Below are 20,442 nucleotides of genomic sequence, written 5' to 3' on the forward strand. Positions count from 1 at the left end.
AAATTTTATAGAAGTTTATGATAGACTTTCCGCTGGTCAAAATTAAACCGAACATATTAGAAATTGACCAGATTTATGATTTTTCTCTTGAACAATTAAACCTCTTTCTTTAATGTTAATTGCCAATTCCAAGAGTCTTGAAGAGAGTCTCTCAGTGATTTTTCGGTTTTCCAACCTAATACCTTTGTGGATTTAGTAACATCTGCATAAATTTTCTCGATGTCACCACTTCTCCTGTCTCCAATTTTGTAATTCAGTTTAGTGCCAGATACTTCTTCGAAAGTATTTACTATTTCAAGCACGGTATTGCCATGCCCAGTCCCAATATTGAAAATATCGAACGACAAATCGGAGTGTTGAGTTAAGTACTCTAAACTCTTTACATGAGCTTTAGCCAAATCTACAACGTGAATATAATCTCTGACGCAGGAGCCGTCTTTTGTATCATAGTTGTCACCAAACACAGTAAGTTGTTCTCTCCAGCCTGCAGCAGTTTGAGTAATAAAGGGAACCAAATTGTTAGGAACCCCTAACGGTAGCTCACCTATTTCAGAGGAAGGGTGTGCACCAACTGGATTAAAATAGCGTAAGGCAATAGCTCTAAATGACTTATCTGAAACCGAGGTATCCTCAATAATTTCTTCACAAACCTGTTTGGTGTTGCCGTAAGGCGACTCGGCAGTTTTCTTAGGGCTTTGCTCCGTAACTGGGAGTTGGTCAGGTTGCCCATATACCGTACATGATGAAGAGAATATTAGCTTTTCAACACCTTCTTCTTTCATCAAACGAATAAGGGTCATTAAGGAACCCACGTTGTTTTCGTAGTACTCTAAGGGTTTGGCTACAGACTCACCAACGGCTTTATAAGCTGCAAAATGGATCACCCCTGAAATTTGGTGATCTTTGAAAACCTGTCTGAAAGCTTCTTTATCGTTACAGTCAACTTTGTAAAAGGCAAAATCCTTACCTGTTATATTCTTAAGGCCTGTTAAAACCGACTTTCTAGAGTTAGATAAATTATCAACTATAATGGGGTTATAACCTGCATTATGGAGTTCAACAACTGTATGTGAACCGATATAACCAGCACCACCTGTAACAAGGATATTCTGCATAGACACAAATTTAGAAGCTTAGAGGGATTAATTAATATCAAACCCTATTTTTGTACCGAAATACTAATGCAATATGTCGAATTCGATCGAAGAAATTAAGAAGGAGGTAGAAGCCTTTGTGGTAAGTTCTGAAACTGAACTAGAGGCTTTTAGAATGCGATTCATCAGCCGGAAGAGCGTCATAGGTGAGCTTTTTGGTGACATGAAATCTGTTCCCGCTGAGGAAAGGAAGGCGTATGGCCAAAATGTTAATGCTTTAAAGAACCTTGCTGAAGAACGCTTTCAATTCCATATTGATAATTTAAAATCTGGAGCAAGAAAGGTAGAAGATCATGCTGACCTGACTTTACCTCCAGTTGAAGATCATTTTGGTTCTATTCATCCGTTGACTGCAACGCGCCAAAGGTTTATCGAAATCTTCGAAAGAATTGGCTTTAATGTTTCTTCTGGGCCTGAAATTGAAGATGACTGGCATAACTTTACTGCACTGAACTTCCCTGAAAACCACCCTGCAAGGGAGATGCAAGATACTTTCTTTTTAGAGAAGAATCCCGACATCGCTTTAAGAACACATACCTCGTCCGTTCAGATTAGGGTGATGGAAAATGAAAAGCCTCCAATCAGAACACTTTCTCCAGGAAGGGTTTTTAGAAATGAGGCGATTTCTGCCAGAGCGCATTGCGTATTTCATCAAATGGAAGGCTTGTACATCGATAAAGGGGTTTCGTTTGCCGATTTGAAACAAACGCTTTATCATTTCGCTAAAGAAATGTATACCAAAGATACTCAAGTACGATTCAGACCCTCATATTTCCCTTTTACAGAGCCTAGTGCAGAGATTGATATTTCTTGTCAGATATGTCATGGCGAAGGCTGTAACATTTGTAAGTACAGTGGTTGGGTAGAAATTGGTGGTGCTGGAATGGTAGATCCAAATGTGCTAGAAAATTGCGGAATTGACTCTTCAGTGTACTCTGGCTTTGCTTTTGGAATGGGAATAGAACGTATTACTATGCTTCGGTACGGAATTAAAGATTTACGTTTGTTTACGGAAAACGACATTCGCTTTTTAAAGCAATTCAATTCGCTATGATGCAATTACAAGACATTAAGAAAGTTGGGGTAGTAGGGGCCGGAACTATGGGGCAGGGAATCGCTCAGATTTCTGCCTTGGCTGGTTATAGTGTAGTGTTGTATGACCTCCAGTCTTCTGCTTTGGATACTGCCGAAAAGAATATTGAGAAGAATTTAGATAAGGGAATTGAGCGAGGTAAAGTTACTGCTGAAGAAAAAGATCAAGCGCTTTCTAATATTACTTTCAGCACCGATTTTGAATTACTAAAGGCCGACATTATTATTGAAGCCATAGTAGAAAGACTTGATGTAAAGAAAGAGTTGTTTGAAAATTTAGAAAATCAGAACACTGAAAAAACCATTTTAGCTTCAAACACTTCGTCTATTCCTATTACAAGAATCGCTAGAGATTTGAAGCACCCAGAACGGTTTGTAGGGATGCACTTTTTTAATCCTGCCCATATTATGAAATTGGTAGAGGTGATTTCTGGGGTTGCTACTTCAGACGATACTTCAAAAGTGGTTTATGAATTGGCTAAAGTACTAGGGAAAGTGCCCGTTATGGCAAAAGATGCTCCCGGATTTATTGTTAACAGAGTAGCGCGTAACTTCTATGTTGAAGGACTAAAAGTGCTAGAAGAAGGAGTTTCTGATGTTAAAGGAATCGATCGGCTTGTGGAGGCTTCTGGATTTAAAATGGGGCCTTTTAGGTTAATGGATTTAATTGGTGTGGATACTAATTTTTCAGTAACCACGTCAATGTTCAACGCATTTCATCAAGACCCAAAATTCAGGCCTTCGCGCATTCAAGAGCAGAAGGTTGATGCTGGCCATCATGGCCGTAAATCTGGAAAAGGATTTTACGATTATTCAGCTTAAAGTAATTCTTCGATCAATTTATCGATAGTAATACCTTCGGCTTCTGCCTTAAAGTTTCTCACGATTCTATGACGTAGAATTGGTTTAGCCACGGCTTTTACGTCTTCTATATCAGGAGAATACTTGTTATTAAGCAAAGCATTGCACTTGGCGGCAATAATCAAGTTTTGAGATGCTCTTGGCCCAGCACCCCACTCTACATACTCCTTAGTAATGGATGGAGCTCTTTCTGAATCAACCCTAGTTTTATGAACTAGATTAACGGCATATTCAACAACATTATCGGCAACGGGTACTCTACGCACCAAATGCTGGTAAGCCAATACCTCTTCGGCACCAAGTACCTTGTTGACTATTTTTTGTTCATCAGTAGTTGTCCCTTTTACAATATCAATTTCAGATGCGAATGAAGGGTATGTCAATTGAATATTGAATAAGAAACGGTCTAACTGAGCTTCTGGTAGAGGATATGTTCCCTCTTGTTCGATTGGGTTTTGGGTAGCTAGTACAAAGAATGGCTTTTGTAATTGAAATGTTTGACCTGCCACTGTAACTGCGTACTCCTGCATGGCCTCTAGCAAAGCGGCTTGTGTTTTTGGAGGAGTCCTGTTGATCTCATCTGCCAAAATAATGTTGGCGAAGATTGGGCCTTGAATAAATTTGAAATTTCTGTCTTTGTCCAAAGTTTCTGCCCCCAGAATATCTGAAGGCATTAAATCTGGAGTAAACTGAATTCGATTGAATTTAAGGTCTAAAGCAGAAGAAATCGTGCTAATAAGCAGAGTTTTAGCCAAGCCGGGAACGCCTACCAAAAGGCTATGACCCTGACAAAAAATTGAAGTCAAAAGTAGATTAACCACTTCATCTTGACCAATTATAACTTTTGAGATTTCCTTTTTAAGAACATTGAAATCCTCAAAAAACTTATTTGCAAGGGCTACTTCCGACTTTACTTCTTCCATTCTTATTTATCGTTCGTTATTCCGCAACGGTTAAATTCAGGGTCAACCATTACGTAAACTTCTTTCATTTTTTCCTTAATATACTCACTTCTTTTTTGTGCTTTTTTCATTTGCAAAGTGGCCGCTCTCAATTTTTCATAATCGTCAGTCATATTCGCTCTGTGCGGTTTAGTCTTAGATTTAAAGTAGATAATTTGAGCTGCTTTTGTACCGTCAGGCATATCAATGATTTCAGGCTTAGATATGTCTCCCTCTTTCATTTCATCAATGATAAAAAACATGGTTGGGTCTAAGTTGTCTGATGGAATTTTATTCGATCCAAACTGACCACTCAAGAATCCGCCATTTACCTTTGTACCTTCATCGTCAGAATATTGTTTCGCTACAGAGGCAAAAGTTATACTGTCGGATAAAATAAGGGTTCTAAGGCTATCTAAAAGATTAGAAGTGTTTTGAATGTCTTGCTTGGTTGGCTTAGGTGTAATGAGGATATGACGTGAATTATATTCGTTTCCTCGCTTTTCTACCAATTGTATTAGGTGTATTCCGAAAGAGGAAACTACGGGCATTGAGATTTCACCAGGTTTTAGGGCCAAAGCTCCAGCTTCAAAAGCAGGATCCATTTGTCCTCTTTTAGCGAAGCCTAGGTTTCCACCATTAGGGCCTGAAGGTCCTTGTGAATTTTCAATGGCCAAAATTTCAAAGTTTTCACCTTTCATGGCTCTTTCTCTAATCTTCATTAACTGATCCTTCACTTTTTGAACTTCCGTTTCATTTGGTTCAGGCTTTTTAATGATAATGCCAATTTCAAACTCGGTATTGAAAAGAGGCAAACTGTCTTTAGGAATATTATTGAAAAACCTGCGAATTTCTGCTGGTGTTACGGTTACAGCACTTAGTATATTTTCTTCTTGAGCACTTACTCTCAATTGTTCTTCAATGCTAGGCCGTAATTCTTCCATTAATTGATCAACAGATTTTCCATAAGCTCGCTGGATTTCACGCTCTGAGCCAACTTGCTGAATTATATTCTGCATTCTCATTTGAAGCTCATAATCTACTCTGCCAACACCTACATCTACAGAGTCTAATTCTGACATGGCCAATAAGAGCTTGGTTTCAATCATTTGCTCCAAAATCAAGCAGCGGGCATCGCCTGTAAAGTTTGCAGCCTCGCCACTAGATAAAAACCCAGCATAAGCCTGCTCAACCTCACTTTTAAGGATGATATGGTTATCCACTTTGGCCACAATCTTATCTACTACCTCTTGCCCAAAAGAGAGGTTTAGTGAAAGCACTGTGAGCAGCATTACTGCCAATCCGTTATTTATAAATTTCGTAATCCTCATTTTTTTTCGCTCTTTCATAAACTTTGTTCTCCAGACTCTTGGCGATATCTACCTTGCGCTTGTTAATAATAATGTTTTTAATGTCTTCCTTAACATACTCCATCGGAGAAACTTGCTCGGATAGCTTGAATTCGTGGATTCTGAAAAGGTAAAGATATAGAGAATCTGACTCTTCAACGTATCGGTTTCTTCTTAGAAACTGAATCTTATTTTCAATGGTGGAAAAAGGGGAGTTTTTAATCAGGTCATCAAAGTTAATCCATGTAGAATCTTGAAGCGAAAAATCACTTGCAAACTGAAACCCATAGGATTTAAGTGACTCTAGGTCTTCTGGCCTATCTGACTTCATCCACCTTCTAACATCTGCTTTTTTTTGTGCTGCTTGTAAAATTTTCAAGTACCTACCTTTTAGAATGTTCTGTCGGAGCTGAAAATTTTCAATGTTGTCATTATAATATTGTCTGATTTCTTCTTCGCTAACCTCTCTATCAAGCTGTTGTTCTACCATTAGCTTTTGGTATTCATAAGAGATAAGTGTGTAGCGATAGGCATCTACTTTTCTTTGAATCTCGGTCTGGTCGATGTTGCTATTATTGGAAGCTTCCCTCACGAATAGCTCTTTTTTGATCCAGTTGTCAATAAAGCGCTCAGTTATTCTTGCGCTATCTTCAGAGGACATACTTGCGTCTGTCAAACCATTGATGTCCGTTCTAAACAAAAAGGTATTACCCACCCTTGCTACAAGATTTTCGCTATTGTCCACCGTATTTTCCGACTCCATACCGAGAAATTCGCAAGAACTAAAAGCGAGTAAAGTAATTAGTAATATGTAGTATTTACCTTTTTTCATCAGAAGCGATTTGCTTCAATACGTTAGTGTCAATCTCAATTTTATTGGTTTTTCTTAAAGCCTTTAGCCACTCTAGTTCCAACCAATTTTGGTAATCTGCCATCACTTGACCTTTTACCTCCTCTAAACGATATAAACCCTTGGGGATTATTTCTTCAATGGCGTAAACTCGCTTTTCTGAGGGTTGACTAAAAAGAGTATGCTCTTTCCAGTTTTTTGCGAAATTAGGTAAATCCTCGCGTTGATATGTTCTTTTAGCAATTTTTAACGCACTAAAGACTTGAGGCTCAAGCTGAGCCTTCAGCTCACTTTCGAAAGATGAGTTCTTTGCCCACTTAAAAGTACTCAGCACTTTATCTAAGTTTTCAGAATTGGCCGATTCAATAACCCAAACCGAAGCTCTTTCTGGAGCGGTGTAATTTTCTTTATTTGAATTGAAAAAAGACTTTAGACCTATACTGTCTTCGATTGCTTTGTTCCAGACTTCTTTTTCCATTATTTCGAAAAGCATAAGCCCTTCTCTATATTCATTCAGTAGGAAAGCATATTCAGGGTATTTTTGAGGAGCCAAACCGTCTTCGTGCAATATGATTTGCTCTCGTTCAAAGAGTTTATAACGGTTCCATAAGGAAGCTGGAGTAATTTGGTTTGCATTCCCCAGTGAGTTAAAGAATTTGGAATAAGGAATTTCCTTCTCTCCAATTCTAAAAATGGACTGATCAGATAATTTTGGTAGGTTCAAATTTGGTAAGCCTACAGCCGCAATTTGCGCTATTGTATTCTGAAGAAGGGGTAAGTCCTGTTTAAAACCATTTTCGTGTTTTAATTTATTCACCAATACTTCTGGCGACAATTGATTTCTGCCTGAGCGCCTAATGTTTTCAGAAATCTTTGGTCTTAAATCTTCCAAAGAAGGCCTTTTTTCTACGGCATCGAGGCGGATAATATGCCAACCGTATGATGTTTCTAGTGGAGGGGCAATTTCTCCTGAATTTTTAAGCCCATAAGCAACATTCAAAAACTCTTCGGGTAACTGGCCACTACCAGAAAAAGGAAGAGATCCTCCATTGAGTTGGGTTTGACTATCGTCTGTATATTGTTTGCAGAGCTCTTTCCAGTCACCACCATTCTGAATGGAATCGTAAATGGTTTTGATCAACTGGTTTCCGCTCTCTCTAGAACGGCCGTTTTTAGTCAGAAAAATATGAGATGTTTTTACCCTCCCTTTTGTCTCTCTTTTATCATTTACCTTAATGATGTGATAGCCGAATTGTGAACGTATAATTTTTGAAATACCTCCAACAGGTGTTTCGTAGGCTCCATTTTCAAAGGGGTAAACCATCGACATGGCAGTAAACCAACCCAAACTTCCTCCATTTTTTGCTGAACCATCTTGAGAATTGTTTCTAGCTAAAAGAGCAAAATCGGCTCCGTTTAAGGCTTCATTCCTTAGGCTATCCGTTTTATCATAAGCCGCAAGAGTATCCATTGGGTTGGATTCATTGTCAATACGGATTAGTATATGGGAGGCATTTACCTCGTACTTCAATCGGTCATAAACCTCTAAAATGAGGCTTTCTTCTGAGACCGGATTTTGTAAGTAAGGTTTTTGAATTTGAGAGATGTACCCATTGTACTCTTCTAAAAAAGCTGGGGTAGAACCAATCCCGAGTTTTTTTGCTGCCAGTACTTTGAGCTTAAAGTCAATGTACTGGTCTAAATATTTTTCGAGCGAATCGTAAACAATGGGTGTTTTGTTTGTTTGGTTTTTTTGAAAGGCATAAAGGAACTCTGCCTTAGAAATAGGCTCTCCATTTATTTTTGCTACACTGACGTTGTCTTGAAAAGCCAATACAGGAGCAGAGTATAAACCGAGAATTAATAATACAAGAAAACGCATGATGGAGCTACTTTTTGAAAGTCACTTTTTTGAACAAGCGCAAGGTGTTTTGATTCGGGCTTGAATCAAACTCTATTTTGTCCATAATCTTTTTTACCAACATAATACCAACACCACCCTTTTGTTTGTTTCGAATTAAATCACCCAGAATAGGTTCGTTATATTTTATGATATCGAAGGCAGCTCCTTTGTCAATAATGTCGAACCAAACGCCTTCTTTATTAAAGCTGATGGAAATTTTCACATAATCTTCAAGGTCTGAACATTGGCCGTGGATAATAATGTTTGCACATACCTCGTCCACCGCCAATACCATCATATTGGTTTCAATATCAGGTACGGAATGCTTGTGTAACACTTCGGTCACAAATTTTCGCATCAACCTGAGTTTGTTTTTGCTGTAGGGTATATTAAAACTATAAGCCATTTATCTCTGCTAAAGCTTCTTCTTTTGTGTTTTTAAGTATAAGCAACTGGTCGAGGCCGAGAATGCCAAAAACTTTGAGCACCTTTTCGGACAGGCCATAAATAATAAATGTGGTATTGGTTTGGTTAATCTCTTCTATATAGGACATGAATACGCCAAGCCCAGCGGAAGAAATGTAGTTAAGGTTAGTGCAATCTATTATGATGTTACTGTGGCTTTCGTCAAAAGCCGACCGAAGCCCTTTGTCTAACTTTATGGAAGAACTGGCATCTGCATCTCCTGTTACGGCAATGGAGATATAATTGTTTTCATTGGTCTGTACAATCTCTAACATAGGCTTTTATACGTTCTTTATTTGAACTTGATCACCACCATAGTGTAGTCATCATTTAAATTTTTGTCTTCACAAAACTCAAAGAGTTTGTTAATGAATGTCTTTTGAATTGAAACGGCATCGAACTTTGCGTTGTCGGTCAGTATTTTTTTCATCCTGTCATAACCAAATTCCTCGCCAGTATGGTTAGAGGCCTCTGAAATACCATCAGTATATAGAACTATGACGTCATCTTTCTGGAAAGTCATTTTATTGACGAACACATAATTTTTGAAGTTGTCGTTTCGCAAAATCCCCAAACCAAGCCCCTTGTTTTCAAGGAATTCGGCACTGGAATTTTGACTCGAATAATAAAGTGTAGGGCAATGGCCTGCTCTTGAATACTCAACCGATCTCTGCTCGGTGTCTATTACAAAGTAAGAAAGTGTAATGAATGAGGTTTTCTCTAAACAGCCACTTAATGCTTTATTGGCCTTGATCAAAAACTGATCTGGAGATAAATCTAACTGAACCAAGCTTTGGAAAATCCCTTTCATCTGCGACATGTGGAATGCTGCCGAGGTTCCTTTTCCAGAAACGTCTCCTATTACAACCACAAATCTATGATCACTTAGTTTGAAGGTGTCATAATAATCGCCCCCCACTTCATCAGCCGCTTGGGTAAAGGCGTGAATTTGAAAACAAGAATCATGATCTAAGTTTGCAGGTAAAAGTGCTCTTTGCACTTTTTTAGCAATGTTTAGCTCTTTTTTATAGCGTTCGTTTTCTAAGGCTTCCCCCAAAAGGCGAAAATTTTCAATAGAAATACTGGCTTGACTGGCGAAGGTATTGATGATGTTAATCATCTCTTTATTGAAACCATCGCTCAGCTCGTTAAGCAAGTACATGTGGCCCGCTACTTTTTCTTGAATAATTAAGGGCACAATCAGTACCGACCTAAAATTAGATTTCTTAAATACAATTAATGTTTGATCTTGCTCAGTAGCTTTTGAAAGCGGATTTTTGAGTACGTATTTTTGCTTACTTCCTTTTATTTGTTCTACTACCTCAAGCCGATTTGTAGGGCTAAGGTTTTTCCTTCTAATTTCAGACTCTTCCGTTCCTTGTTTGTTTCGTTCAATTTCTAGCCAACCAGCATCGGCATATACTGCACTCATGGAGCTTGTTAGTAGAATATCGAAAATCTGATTTTCATTTTCTCCTTGCTGAATGGATTGACTCAGGCGCTGGAAGTTGATGGCTTCTTCCATCTTCTTCTCGAAAACAGAAGAGGTAGGTAAATTGAAAAGAATTACCAGAAGTGAAAAAATGCTATAGAAAAGCAAAAAGACAAAAAGAGAAATGATAAAGAGGTTATCTATGGACTTTAATTGATCCATGGTTTCTTCTCCAGGAACATAAATAGAGGTAAAGAAATAACCTAGGTAAATAGCTATAAGAAGAATGAGCAAAATGCTTTTCCACTTTTGCTTAAAGTTGAGATAAGCAACCCACTTTAAATTGGCCGATAGTATTAAGGCCATAAGGGTGATTACACCAAAAAGGATCTTAAATAAAATGCTAGTTTGAAGTTCGTCTCCGGTAAGGTTATAAAAAATGGAAAGTAATATTACTCCTTCAAATACATTCCACCATATGACCAGCCTTTTTGACTTTTGATACAGAATGAGCTTTTTCCAAACCGTAAAAGTTGAAATGAGAAAAACCGAAACCATTCCGAATCTGATACTGTAGAGTACTTCTTCTAAAAATGGATTGTTGGCCAGGGCAGAATCAGCAATGGAGCTATTAAATAGACCAATGGCAAGCGAAACCAAAGTGGCTACAAGGCCTATGGCAAATACCCGCCAGAGGTAATCAATAAAGTCTGTGCTTTCTAGTTTTGTAATTCTGAGGCGATAATACACCACCACAAACACAAAAAAGAAGTCAATAATCAGTACGGGAACAATTGGAGAAATGCCCAAATCTACATCGCTTCTGAAGGCCAAAACCTGCAAAACATCCAATAGCGTCATGATTAGCCAGAGTAGCAGGGCTATCACTAGGCTAATACGCATGTAGAATTTTTTTGTAAGCTTGGTTTTCATCAGTTTTTAGACGCGCCCGAATTTACGAATTTAACGCTACGGCCAAATCTTAAAACTAAAATTAAGCGAACGGCTTATCTTAAATCTATTCCTAATTCTTTAAGTTGTGCTTCATCAATAGTAGAGGGTGAATCAATCATTACGTCTCGTCCCGAAGTATTTTTAGGGAAGGCAATGTAATCTCTGATGCTGTCTGAACCACCAAACATGGCGCAAAGTCTATCGAAACCAAAAGCGATACCACCGTGTGGAGGTGCACCATATTCGAAAGCGTCCATTAAAAATCCGAACTGGGCTTTAGCTTCATCTTCTGTAAAACCTAAGTGTTTAAACATTAGCTGCTGTGTTGCTCTGTCGTGAATTCTAATAGAGCCACCACCAATTTCAACACCATTGATGACCAAATCATAAGCATTGGCCCTTACTTTTCCTGGGTCGGTATCGAGCAAAGCCATGTCTTCTGCCTTTGGTGAAGTGAATGGATGGTGCATTGCATGGAAACGCTTCGTTTCTTCATCCCATTCCAATAACGGGAAGTCGATTACCCAAAGTGGTTGGAAAGTATTTTTATCGCGTAAGCCCAACTCTTTACCCATGTGCAAACGCAATTCGCTCATTTGCTTACGGGTTTCGTTTGTGGTTCCGCTAAGTACTAAAATTAAGTCGCCCGCTTTTGCGCCCGCTTTTTCTGCCCAAGCCTTTAAGTCCTCTTGAGTATAGAATTTATCTACAGAAGATTTGAAAGTGCCATCGGCATTACATTTTACATACACCAAACCTTTGGCGCCAATTTGTGGTCTTTTCACAAAGTCGGTAAGGGCGTCTAACTGTTTACGAGTGTATTCTGCACAGCCCTCGGCACAAATTCCAACCACCAATTCTGCCTGATCGAAAATGCTAAAGCCTTTGTTTTGTGCCAATTCGTTCAGTTCAACAAACTTCATCCCAAAACGGATGTCGGGTTTGTCGTTGCCGTATTTGCGCATGGCATCGGCATAAGTCATGTGAGGGAAGTCGCCCAATTCTACACCTCTTACGGCAGAGAACATATGGCGGGTCATGCCTTCGAAAGTATTCAGAATGTCTTCTTGATTTACGAAAGACATTTCGCAGTCTATTTGAGTAAACTCAGGCTGGCGATCGGCCCTAAGGTCTTCATCTCTAAAGCATTTCACGATTTGGAAATACCTGTCGAAACCAGAAACCATCAGCAATTGCTTAAAGGTTTGTGGCGATTGCGGCAGCGCATAGAATTCACCTTGGTTCATTCTAGAAGGCACCACAAAATCACGAGCTCCTTCTGGCGTAGACTTGATCAAAACAGGTGTTTCTACCTCAATAAAGTTTTGCTGGTCTAGGTAATTACGAACTGCCATAGCCAATTTAGAGCGCAATTGCAGTTTGCTGCGCACTTCGTTTCTTCGTAAATCCAGATAGCGGTATTTCATTCTGAGTTCTTCACCGCCATCAGTGTCGTCTTCAATAATGAATGGAGGTACTTTAGATCCGTTCAGGATCTCTAGGCTTTCTACTTTAATTTCGATGCCTCCTGTAGGAATATTATCGTTTTTAGAATAACGTTCTACCACGGTTCCTGTGGCTTTTACAACGAATTCACGGCCTAGTTTTCTGGCTGTTTCCAACACTTCGGCAGGCGTACTTCCTTCTTCAAAAGAAAGCTGAGTAATGCCGTAACGGTCTCTTAAGTCGGTCCACATGAGGCCGCCTTTATCGCGCGACCGCTGTACCCAACCACAAAGTGTAACTTGCTCGTTGCTATTGCTTTCTCTTAATTCGCCACAGGTATGCGTTCTTAACATGGTATGCTTTCGTAAAATTGAGCCGCAAATTTAGTAATTGTTTTAGCAAATGGGGCTAATATTAGGCCTCAATCGAAAGAGACTTTTAATCTTTACTTATTCTGAAAAGATTTTTTCTTTCAATAGCCTCTTGGGGGAAATAAACGTTTGAACTTTGGAACTATCAGTACATAAAGACGAGTTTTTCATGGGTGAAGCTTTAAAGCAAGCCCAAATGGCTTTCGACAGGGGAGAAGTACCTGTTGGAGCTGTAGTAGTTGCTGAAAAACGAATAATTGCCCGAGCTTATAATCAAACAGAGCAATTGAATGATGTTACCGCTCACGCAGAAATGTTGGCTATGACATCGGCTTTTAATTATTTGGGAGCCAAATATTTGAAAGAATGCACTTTGTATGTTACGTTAGAGCCTTGTGTAATGTGTGCTGGAGCTCAATATTGGGCACAACTCGGTAAATTGGTGTACGGAGCCAAGGATATTCGAAGAGGATACAGCATTCACGAGAGAAATTTGCTACATCCTAAAACAGAAGTAGTAGGAGGCTTGTTAGAAGGAGAGAGTGAAGCGCTTATGAAATCGTTTTTCTCTAAATTGAGACCATAAATTTTTGTTCAACATATAATCATAAATAAACATGGCATTTAAACTTCCAGATTTACCATATGCATTTGACGCGCTTGAGCCGCACGTGGATGCAAGAACGATGGAAATCCATCACGATAAACATCATGCAGGTTATACCAACAACCTGAACGCAGCAATTGAAGGTACTGAAATGGAGGGCAAAAGTATTGAAGAGCTTTTGGCCAATCATACTGACAATGCAGCAGTAAGAAATAACGGTGGTGGTTATTATAACCACGATCTTTTTTGGAAAGTAATGTCTCCAAACGGTGGCGGTAAGCCTTCTGGTGAATTGGCTTCGGCTATTGATTCAGCTTTTGGTTCTTTCGATGGCTTTAAAGATGCTTTCTCAAAAGCAGCAGCGACAAGATTTGGTTCAGGTTGGGCTTGGCTTTGCGTTCACTCAGGTGGCAAAGTAGAGGTTTGCTCTTCTCCTAACCAAGATAACCCAATGATGCCAAATGTAGGCTGTGGTGGAAGACCAATTTTGGGTCTTGATGTTTGGGAACACGCTTATTACTTGAATTACCAAAACAGAAGGCCTGATTACATCAATGCTTTCTTTAACGTAATTAACTGGGACGAAGTAACCAGAAGATACAACGAAGGAAAGTAAGATTCTAAAATCTTTTCTAGCCTTAAAAAGGCGTTATACAGAAGCCTCGAATTTTAGACATTCGAGGCTTTTTTTAATGATTCTGATGGAGATTATCAACGGGTTGATTAGCACTTGAATACAGAAGAGGGAACAAATAACTACCCATTACTCGCATGCCTTGAAGCCAATGCCAAGCGAGGATCATGAATGAATGGAAGCTTTTGCATGGCCACTACTTCCAGACTGAGAAAATCGAATTCTTCTACCACCTTGCCTGTAATTTCATAAATGCCTTTCCCCCTAAAAGGGTACTTCGCTGCTATTGGAGGAAAGTGCGTACTGTCTACAAAATAACCCTCACGGTCAATCCAAGTGCCAAACTGCATTCGTTTTCCGCCTGAAGTGGTGGTGCTTTTTACGTGGATTAAATAACCCACCATTTTCACGAGTTTGTTTTTATGCTGTTCCATTTGCCTTGCCATTACCTCTTCTTCTGGTTGCTTTGTTAATAGATGGAAAGGGTTGCAAAGCGGAAAACCGAGTAATTCAATTTGATCAAAAGCATCTTCGAGCAGATCGTAGCTGAGCTCGGGTAAGTTATAGTGCTTTACCTCTGGGTCGAAAAGCATTTTGGCGGGTTTGGTTTTTTTCTGCTGCCCTAGTTTCAGGTAAGCCTCCCAAAGCAATTCCTTTTTGGTATAGCCTGTAAAACGAAAAGCATTGATTCGGATAAGTAAACTCAACTGATCGAGTGAGATTTGCACCCTTTTTAAAAAGTGATCGAAGCTCATAAACACTCCGTTCTTTTGCCTTTCTGTAAGCACTTCCTGCACTGTATTTTGCTCTAGCGCACCAATAAATGCCAGCCCCATAAAGATGGTGTTGCCATAAATGGTACAGAGTTGTTCGCTTTGGTTTACACAAGGCGCCTGAATATCGGCACCGTGCATAAAAGCCTCGTGTGCATACAACTCCACACTGTAAAATCCACCACCATTATTCATAGTAGCCACCATGTATTCCAAAGGGTAATAGGCTTTTAAGAAAAGACTTTGATAACTTTCTACAGCATAACTGGCCGAATGGCCTTTGGCAAAAGCATAACCCGCAAAGCTTTCTATTTGCCGCCAGATTTCTGCTGCCAACTGATGGGAATGGCCTTTGGCCGCGCAATTTTCAAAATACTTATCGCGTACACTTTGAAATTCTTCTCTAGAACGGTATTTCCCCGACATGCCCCTGCGCAATACATCGGCTTCTGCCAAAGTAAGGTCGGCAAAGTAATGTGCCACTTTAATTACATCTTCCTGATACACCATTACGCCATAAGTTTCGGGCATAATACTCAGCATGGTTGGGTGGGCTTCTTTCCGTTTTTCAGGTTCGCGAAAGCGTAGAATATATTGGCGCATCATGCCCGATTTGGCCACCCCAGGCCGAATGACCGAACTGGCCGCCACCAAGCCCAGGTACTCTTCCACCCTCAGTTTTTTGAGCAGCATGCGCATGGCTGGCGATTCTACATAGAAGCAACCTATAGCTAGGCCTTCGCGCAGCATGACCTTAATTTTTGGATCTTTTTTAAATTGAGTGATATTATGAATGTCGAAATGTGGGTCGTCAGGGTGGTTTTTGGAAATGATTGATAGGCTATCCTTGATCTTTCCCAAGCCGCGCTGGCTCAGAATATCGAATTTATATAGGCCCACATCTTCGGCCACTACCATATCGAAATGAGTGGTAGGGAAACCCTTAGGAGGAAGGTAGGTAGCAGTGTAATAATGGATGGGCTGCTCCAAAATCAGGATTCCACCTGCGTGAATACTCAGGTGGCTTGGGAAATTTTCGATGTAATTCCCATAACGCAAAACCAGCAAATGCAGCTCGTCCAAGTCTTCCACTTTAGCTGACTGGATGTGATCTATTTCGTGTGGAGGTACACCGAGTACTTTGCCCAGTTCACGCACAATGGCCTTGAACTGGAAAGTGCTGTAAGTAGCCAGTAAGGCTGCATTTTTAAATTCTGAAAAAATGAAGTTGGTAATGTCTTCTCTATCTTTCCACGAAAAATCAATATCGAAATCAGGTGGGTTTTTTCTGTAAAGGTTGATAAAACGCTCGAAATAAAGGTCGAGTTCTATGGGGTCTACATCGGTAATGCGTAGTAAATAGGCCACCACAGAATTAGCACCACTGCCTCTACCTACATAGAAATAGCCTTTGCTTCTTGCATATTGGCATATTCGCCAATTGATCAGAAAATAAGACATAAAGCCCTGTTGCTTGATCACCTTTAGTTCTGTTTGAATACGATCCAATATTTTCTGTGTAGACTGTGGGTAGCGGTAAGCAAAACCTTCTTCGCAAAGCCTTTCTAACAGGTGGTAATCGGCTTCTTGATTGCCGCAGTATGTCTGTTGGTTCTTGTTTAGGTTTTCTCCTTCAAAATCAAAATGGATACTACATTCACTTAACAGATTTTCAGTATTCGTGATCATATATTGGTGATCACAGTACAATGCCTTTAAATCTTCCACAGGCCGAATGAAGTCCTCCACGCTGCTTTCTTCTGTCTTAGGGAGTTTGCTCAGCAGTGTATTATTATCTATCGCTCGCAACAAACGATGGGCATTAAAGTCCTTTTTAAAAGCAATTCTTTCCCCGATTTCTTTATCAATTTTACTTCTGAATGTGGCCGTTGGCAACATCACTAATTTAGTCTTTTCCATCTGGTGTGGCGGATAGACTAACTTAATTAGATCGGCAGGCTTTATACCTATAAATTCATTTTCACGAAGTTGAAAATGGGTGTATTTCTGAAAAGGGTACACCACAAAAGCATGTTGAAAAACTGGGGCTCGGTTTGGAATTTTTTCTCCAGAATGCAGAAACCGAGAGAGGTAATCATTGAGCTCTTTAAAGCCTTCGTTGTTTTTGGCAATGGCTACAAAAAGCTGATCCGCCCCATTTCTGAAGTCAATTCCTAAAACGGGTTTGATATCATATTTCGGAGCCATTCGTACAAAGTTGAGACTGGCAGCGGTGCTGTTAATATCTGTTAGGGCAAAAGTACGTACTTCCGCTCCCTGCATTTGAGCAAGCAATTCGGCTGTTTTAATAGTGCCGTATTTAAAGCTGAAATAGGAATGGGTGTTGAGGTACATAAATACTTGACTCAATATTTAAAGTAAGGTGCAATCAACCTTCTTTATAAAAGGAACCTCAATAAAATGGCTCCATCTGTCTACCGAATTCCCTCTTTTAAGAAGAGTTAAAGAATCAACATTAAAACCAGCCGTATATGGTTTCTCACTAAAGCTCTTATAGGCATTTATATATTGATCGTCCGAAAGTTTTCTACCAATAGTTAAGTGAGGGGTACAGCCTTTTTTAATGTTCTTTAGTGACAGACGATTTTGATAAAGGCTAACTCTCAAAGTCTCATATAGCTTTTCTATTGGCTTCTTATTCTTGATGTTTATAAAAAAGGTATTGTTAGCGGGAAAAAAGTCGAATCCTTTAAGCAAAACACAAAAGCATGGTTGCTCAGAAACAATCTTCCTAATTGATTGTGCCAATTCCCTTTCTCTTTCCTCACTTTGAGGAAAGTTCATTAACGTAATATGTGCATGGGAGTGAAGGCCAGTGTAAACTCCATTTTTTTTAGCAAACTCATATTTTATGCTTTTTACCTCTTTCTTTATTAAATGGGGTGGGCTTATGATTATAAAGTACTCGCAGAGAGTATTCGAAGGTGGAAATAAAGTAAGCATCTATATTATCTGTTAAATTCTACATCAATTTTATCGCCTCCTATTTGGCAACAACGGGGGTGGTTCTCCTGTAAAAGGATTAAAACGGCTGATGGTTTTAGCTTCCATGCCTGCTGCACGCATTACCACTCTATCGCCATATTTATCGCGCATTTTATCCATAGCATGGTAAAGGTTGAGCTGCTCTTCTATGTCTTCAAAAAGGTTGATCTGGTAACTTCCTTCTACCAAATGGCTAAAGCGAACGCCAATCAGTCTGACTAAAAGTCGTTTATGGTAAAGTTTATTAAACAGTTCCAGCACCTTAGCAATCAGCACATGATCTGCGGAAGTATATGGAATTCGAGACTGAAGCGTATAAGTATTGAAATCGGAATAGCGCACTTTGACGGTAACACAAGAAGTGAGTTTCTGCCCCCTGCGCAACTGAAAAGCAAGGTTTTCGGCCATGGCCAGCAGTATACCTTTGAGTTTAATTACATCAATGGTGTCTCGGTCAAAAGTTCTTTCGGTAGAAATTGACTTTCGTTCGTTGTAGGGCATCACAGGCGAATTGTCTAATGCTTGCGCCTTCTTCCAAATACTCACCCCATTTTTACCCAGTACTTTTTCCATCAACTCCATGGGCATTTCTTGAATGGTTTTGATCTGTTTTACTCCAAGGCTATAAAGCGTTTGTTGCGTTCTTTCGCCCACCATAGGAATTTTACTGATGGAAAGCGGGGCAATAAAAGGCACTTCAGTGCCCAGGTCTACTTTTATTTGGTTGTTGGGTTTTGCTTCGCCCGTAGCTATTTTAGAAATGGTTTTGTTCTTCGATAAACCAAAAGAAATAGGTAAACCTGTTTCTTTGGTAATTCGCTTGCGCATTTCGGAGGCCATGAGATAACTGTTGAAAAACTTATCCAAACCTGTCAAATCAGCATAGAATTCATCGATAGACGATTTCTCGTAAAGAGGGACTGTTTCTTTTATAATGTTCGTTACGTCTTCGGAATAATTAGTATAGGTAGCGGAATTACCTCGAATTTGAATGGCATCGGGACAAAGCTCTTTGGCTCGTTTCATTGGCATGGCTGAATGCACACCATAGGCTCGCGCTTCGTAACTACAGGCAGCCACCACCACACGATCGGTAACCCCACCAATAAGTACAGGTTTGCCAATAAGCCTACTGTCGAGCAGGCGTTCAACAGATACAAAAAATGTATCCATATCGAGATGAAGGATTGTTTTTTCCAATTCAGTAGTCTTTCCAAAAGTCAATGCAAATCTAATAATTTTAGTTAACTAAAATTATTAGATTTACGGATTAAGAATACTAAAATTGTTAAGGGTTATGCCAAAGCTTTTGGTAATCTTACAATGAGTAAAAAAATTTGACCTCAAGTCATTAAAGTAGAACAAAAGTATGGCGTGATAGCTACTGGGCTAATACTTGTTGGGCTTTAGAAAATATTATAGTCTTCTTTATAATAAAAAAGAGGCCATATGCCTCTTTATTTTTCTGTTTAACTTGCTTGATAATGAAAGTTACTTGCCGATAATGTCATGCGTTTTCATAGTTGTATATTTTGGGTAGTAATAATCAAATTAACATATATCCATGTTATTACCAAACTTAAAAGCTCCTACTTTAATAGAACTCCCTTTTCGGTAATACCTCTGTTTTACTGTTTTTGTAAAGCCACTGAATGCATGTCTTGCTCTAACTGTAATTTCAATGTTGTTGTTTTCGTTCCAAATTTCATCCAAATTTCCTAAACATAAAAATTGATACGCAAATTCTGCATACTGATCATTTTTATTAATGCAATTTAAAGACCAAACTCTTTCCTTTAATAACGGTAGAGCACGAAAAAAGATGTTTTGGCCTCCCTCTGTTACATCGTACCTGAGTAAGAATAACTGAGCTTCAACGTCATATATTTTACTTCTCCATGTTTTATTGATCAATTTAAAAACATAACAAGGCGTTGGGTTACCCTCTATATCTATAGTTTCATAAGCAATTTCCTTACTTAATTCTAGTTTTGGTCTGACCTTGGTGAGGAAAAAAAGAAACATTAATGAGGAAATTATCCCCGTTCCTAAGCCCACCAAGAGGTTAGCTAATAAGTCCATATTAAAAAATCAAACCGCTATTATAATGAATTTGATTTTAAATACAACTACTAATAGTATAAAATCCTCACAGACAAGATAAAAGGTTTAAATGGGTTGATCATAATTTATTAAACAGAAACATTTTTAATAGTAACTAAGAATAATCTCTTTAAAGTCATAGCGTTCTTGTTAACTAGCCTAAACCCCACCACATCTTTCAATCAATGCCACACGCAGATGAATTGCAAAAGACTCCTCTTTGTTGTTTTTTGTGTTGTTTCGATTGAAAATTGGCTTAAAAGAGACTCCCATAATTTGTATAACATTTTGATAACAATTTACGGGAACTAACAAGACAGGACAAGAGAACTAACATGCCTTAACACCAAATAAGCCACTGTTTTTCAGTGGCTTATCTCTCGTTTACACTTGTTAGTTAGTGTTAAAAGTGATCCCGACAAGAATCGAACTTGTATCTAAAGTTTAGGAAACTTCTATTCTATCCGTTGAACTACGGGACCATTCCTTTTTAGGAGGGGC

16 protein-coding genes and 1 tRNA gene are annotated in these 20,442 nt (G+C 39.1%); 4 read left to right on the top strand and 13 right to left on the bottom strand.

The features are described from left to right. Positions 1-95 precede the first annotated feature (95 nt). Positions 96-1,115, bottom strand: a complete 1,020-nt coding sequence (galE, locus tag AAC026_RS04130) for a UDP-glucose 4-epimerase GalE (RefSeq protein ID WP_339695241.1) — start codon at positions 1,113-1,115, stop codon at positions 96-98. Between the two features lie 73 nt (positions 1,116-1,188). Between galE and pheS the strand changes: the two genes are divergently transcribed. Beyond that, positions 1,189-2,208 carry a phenylalanine--tRNA ligase subunit alpha gene (pheS, locus tag AAC026_RS04135; protein ID WP_339695243.1) on the top strand — a complete coding sequence of 340 codons (1,020 nt, stop codon included), beginning with the start codon at positions 1,189-1,191 and terminating at the stop codon, positions 2,206-2,208. Then, positions 2,205-3,068 carry a 3-hydroxyacyl-CoA dehydrogenase NAD-binding domain-containing protein gene (locus tag AAC026_RS04140; RefSeq protein WP_339695245.1) on the top strand — a complete coding sequence of 288 codons (864 nt, stop codon included), beginning with the start codon at positions 2,205-2,207 and terminating at the stop codon, positions 3,066-3,068. The genes pheS and AAC026_RS04140 overlap by 4 nt, the downstream gene beginning before the upstream one ends. Here AAC026_RS04140 and AAC026_RS04145 read toward each other — a convergent pair. The 8 genes from AAC026_RS04145 to aspS all read right to left on the bottom strand — a co-directional run bounded on the left by AAC026_RS04145 (position 3,065) and on the right by aspS (position 12,800). Beyond that, positions 3,065-4,030, bottom strand: coding sequence for a MoxR family ATPase (locus AAC026_RS04145; protein WP_339695247.1), 966 nt, complete (start codon positions 4,028-4,030; stop codon positions 3,065-3,067). The two genes, AAC026_RS04140 and AAC026_RS04145, sit on opposite strands and share 4 nt — an antisense overlap. Positions 4,031-4,032: 2 nt before the next feature. Continuing rightward, entirely contained in the window at positions 4,033-5,379 is a 1,347-nt protein-coding gene (locus tag AAC026_RS04150; protein ID WP_339695249.1) for a peptidylprolyl isomerase, read from the bottom strand. Next, complete coding sequence (locus AAC026_RS04155) at positions 5,354-6,229, bottom strand: peptidyl-prolyl cis-trans isomerase (RefSeq protein ID WP_339695251.1); 876 nt, start codon at positions 6,227-6,229, stop codon at positions 5,354-5,356. Before AAC026_RS04155 ends, AAC026_RS04150 begins: the two co-directional genes overlap by 26 nt. After that, the gene (locus tag AAC026_RS04160) at positions 6,216-8,129 is read right to left on the bottom strand and encodes a peptidylprolyl isomerase (RefSeq protein ID WP_339695253.1); all 1,914 of its coding nucleotides are present in this window, start codon (positions 8,127-8,129) and stop codon (positions 6,216-6,218) included. Before AAC026_RS04160 ends, AAC026_RS04155 begins: the two co-directional genes overlap by 14 nt. A 7-nt stretch (positions 8,130-8,136) precedes the next feature. Next, on the bottom strand, positions 8,137-8,556 hold the full coding sequence (locus AAC026_RS04165) for an ATP-binding protein (RefSeq protein WP_339606287.1): 420 nt from the start codon (positions 8,554-8,556) through the stop codon (positions 8,137-8,139). Continuing rightward, positions 8,546-8,890: an STAS domain-containing protein gene (locus tag AAC026_RS04170; RefSeq protein ID WP_339606288.1), complete on the bottom strand. Its 345-nt coding sequence runs from the start codon at positions 8,888-8,890 to the stop codon at positions 8,546-8,548. Before AAC026_RS04170 ends, AAC026_RS04165 begins: the two co-directional genes overlap by 11 nt. Positions 8,891-8,907: 17 nt before the next feature. Next, positions 8,908-10,950, bottom strand: a complete 2,043-nt coding sequence (locus AAC026_RS04175; RefSeq protein WP_339695255.1) for a SpoIIE family protein phosphatase — start codon at positions 10,948-10,950, stop codon at positions 8,908-8,910. Positions 10,951-11,054: 104 nt separating this feature from the next. Then, positions 11,055-12,800 (bottom strand): aspartate--tRNA ligase, encoded by a 1,746-nt coding sequence (aspS, locus tag AAC026_RS04180; protein WP_339695257.1) that lies wholly within the window; start codon positions 12,798-12,800, stop codon positions 11,055-11,057. Positions 12,801-12,954: 154 nt separating this feature from the next. Here aspS and AAC026_RS04185 point away from each other — a divergent pair, with 154 nt between their 5' ends. Next, positions 12,955-13,404, top strand: a complete 450-nt coding sequence (locus tag AAC026_RS04185; RefSeq protein WP_339695258.1) for a nucleoside deaminase — start codon at positions 12,955-12,957, stop codon at positions 13,402-13,404. Positions 13,405-13,435: 31 nt separating this feature from the next. Continuing rightward, a complete protein-coding gene (locus AAC026_RS04190) occupies positions 13,436-14,041 on the top strand; it encodes a superoxide dismutase (RefSeq protein WP_339606293.1) in 606 nt (201 codons plus the stop codon). A 140-nt stretch (positions 14,042-14,181) separates the two neighbouring features. Here AAC026_RS04190 and dnaE read toward each other — a convergent pair whose 3' ends face one another. The 4 genes from dnaE to AAC026_RS04210 form a co-directional block, all read right to left on the bottom strand. Then, positions 14,182-17,202, bottom strand: coding sequence for a DNA polymerase III subunit alpha (gene dnaE / locus AAC026_RS04195; RefSeq protein ID WP_339695260.1), 3,021 nt, complete (start codon positions 17,200-17,202; stop codon positions 14,182-14,184). Between the two features lie 624 nt (positions 17,203-17,826). Then, positions 17,827-19,038, bottom strand: a complete 1,212-nt coding sequence (dinB, locus tag AAC026_RS04200) for a DNA polymerase IV (protein WP_339695262.1) — start codon at positions 19,036-19,038, stop codon at positions 17,827-17,829. A 351-nt stretch (positions 19,039-19,389) separates the two neighbouring features. Then, positions 19,390-19,920, bottom strand: coding sequence for a hypothetical protein (locus tag AAC026_RS04205; RefSeq protein ID WP_339695266.1), 531 nt, complete (start codon positions 19,918-19,920; stop codon positions 19,390-19,392). 431 nt (positions 19,921-20,351) lie between these two features. Next, positions 20,352-20,423, bottom strand: a tRNA-Arg gene (locus AAC026_RS04210). Positions 20,424-20,442 lie beyond the last annotated feature (19 nt).

Origin of the sequence: uncultured Roseivirga sp. (assembly GCF_963973945.1) — a bacterium.
Classification (GTDB): domain Bacteria; phylum Bacteroidota; class Bacteroidia; order Cytophagales; family Cyclobacteriaceae; genus Roseivirga.

What these genes read in the sequence shown, in the direction of transcription:
- galE (WP_339695241.1), bottom strand. Translation starts at nt 1,115, where the DNA reads ATGCAGAATATCCTTGTTACAGGTGGTGCTGGTTATATCGGTTCACAT.
- pheS (WP_339695243.1), top strand. Translation starts at nt 1,189, where the DNA reads ATGTCGAATTCGATCGAAGAAATTAAGAAGGAGGTAGAAGCCTTTGTG.
- AAC026_RS04140 (WP_339695245.1), top strand. Translation starts at nt 2,205, where the DNA reads ATGATGCAATTACAAGACATTAAGAAAGTTGGGGTAGTAGGGGCCGGA.
- AAC026_RS04145 (WP_339695247.1), bottom strand. Translation starts at nt 4,030, where the DNA reads ATGGAAGAAGTAAAGTCGGAAGTAGCCCTTGCAAATAAGTTTTTTGAG.
- AAC026_RS04150 (WP_339695249.1), bottom strand. Translation starts at nt 5,379, where the DNA reads ATGAGGATTACGAAATTTATAAATAACGGATTGGCAGTAATGCTGCTC.
- AAC026_RS04155 (WP_339695251.1), bottom strand. Translation starts at nt 6,229, where the DNA reads ATGAAAAAAGGTAAATACTACATATTACTAATTACTTTACTCGCTTTT.
- AAC026_RS04160 (WP_339695253.1), bottom strand. Translation starts at nt 8,129, where the DNA reads ATGCGTTTTCTTGTATTATTAATTCTCGGTTTATACTCTGCTCCTGTA.
- AAC026_RS04165 (WP_339606287.1), bottom strand. Translation starts at nt 8,556, where the DNA reads ATGGCTTATAGTTTTAATATACCCTACAGCAAAAACAAACTCAGGTTG.
- AAC026_RS04170 (WP_339606288.1), bottom strand. Translation starts at nt 8,890, where the DNA reads ATGTTAGAGATTGTACAGACCAATGAAAACAATTATATCTCCATTGCC.
- AAC026_RS04175 (WP_339695255.1), bottom strand. Translation starts at nt 10,950, where the DNA reads ATGCGTATTAGCCTAGTGATAGCCCTGCTACTCTGGCTAATCATGACG.
- aspS (WP_339695257.1), bottom strand. Translation starts at nt 12,800, where the DNA reads ATGTTAAGAACGCATACCTGTGGCGAATTAAGAGAAAGCAATAGCAAC.
- AAC026_RS04190 (WP_339606293.1), top strand. Translation starts at nt 13,436, where the DNA reads ATGGCATTTAAACTTCCAGATTTACCATATGCATTTGACGCGCTTGAG.
- AAC026_RS04205 (WP_339695266.1), bottom strand. Translation starts at nt 19,920, where the DNA reads ATGGACTTATTAGCTAACCTCTTGGTGGGCTTAGGAACGGGGATAATT.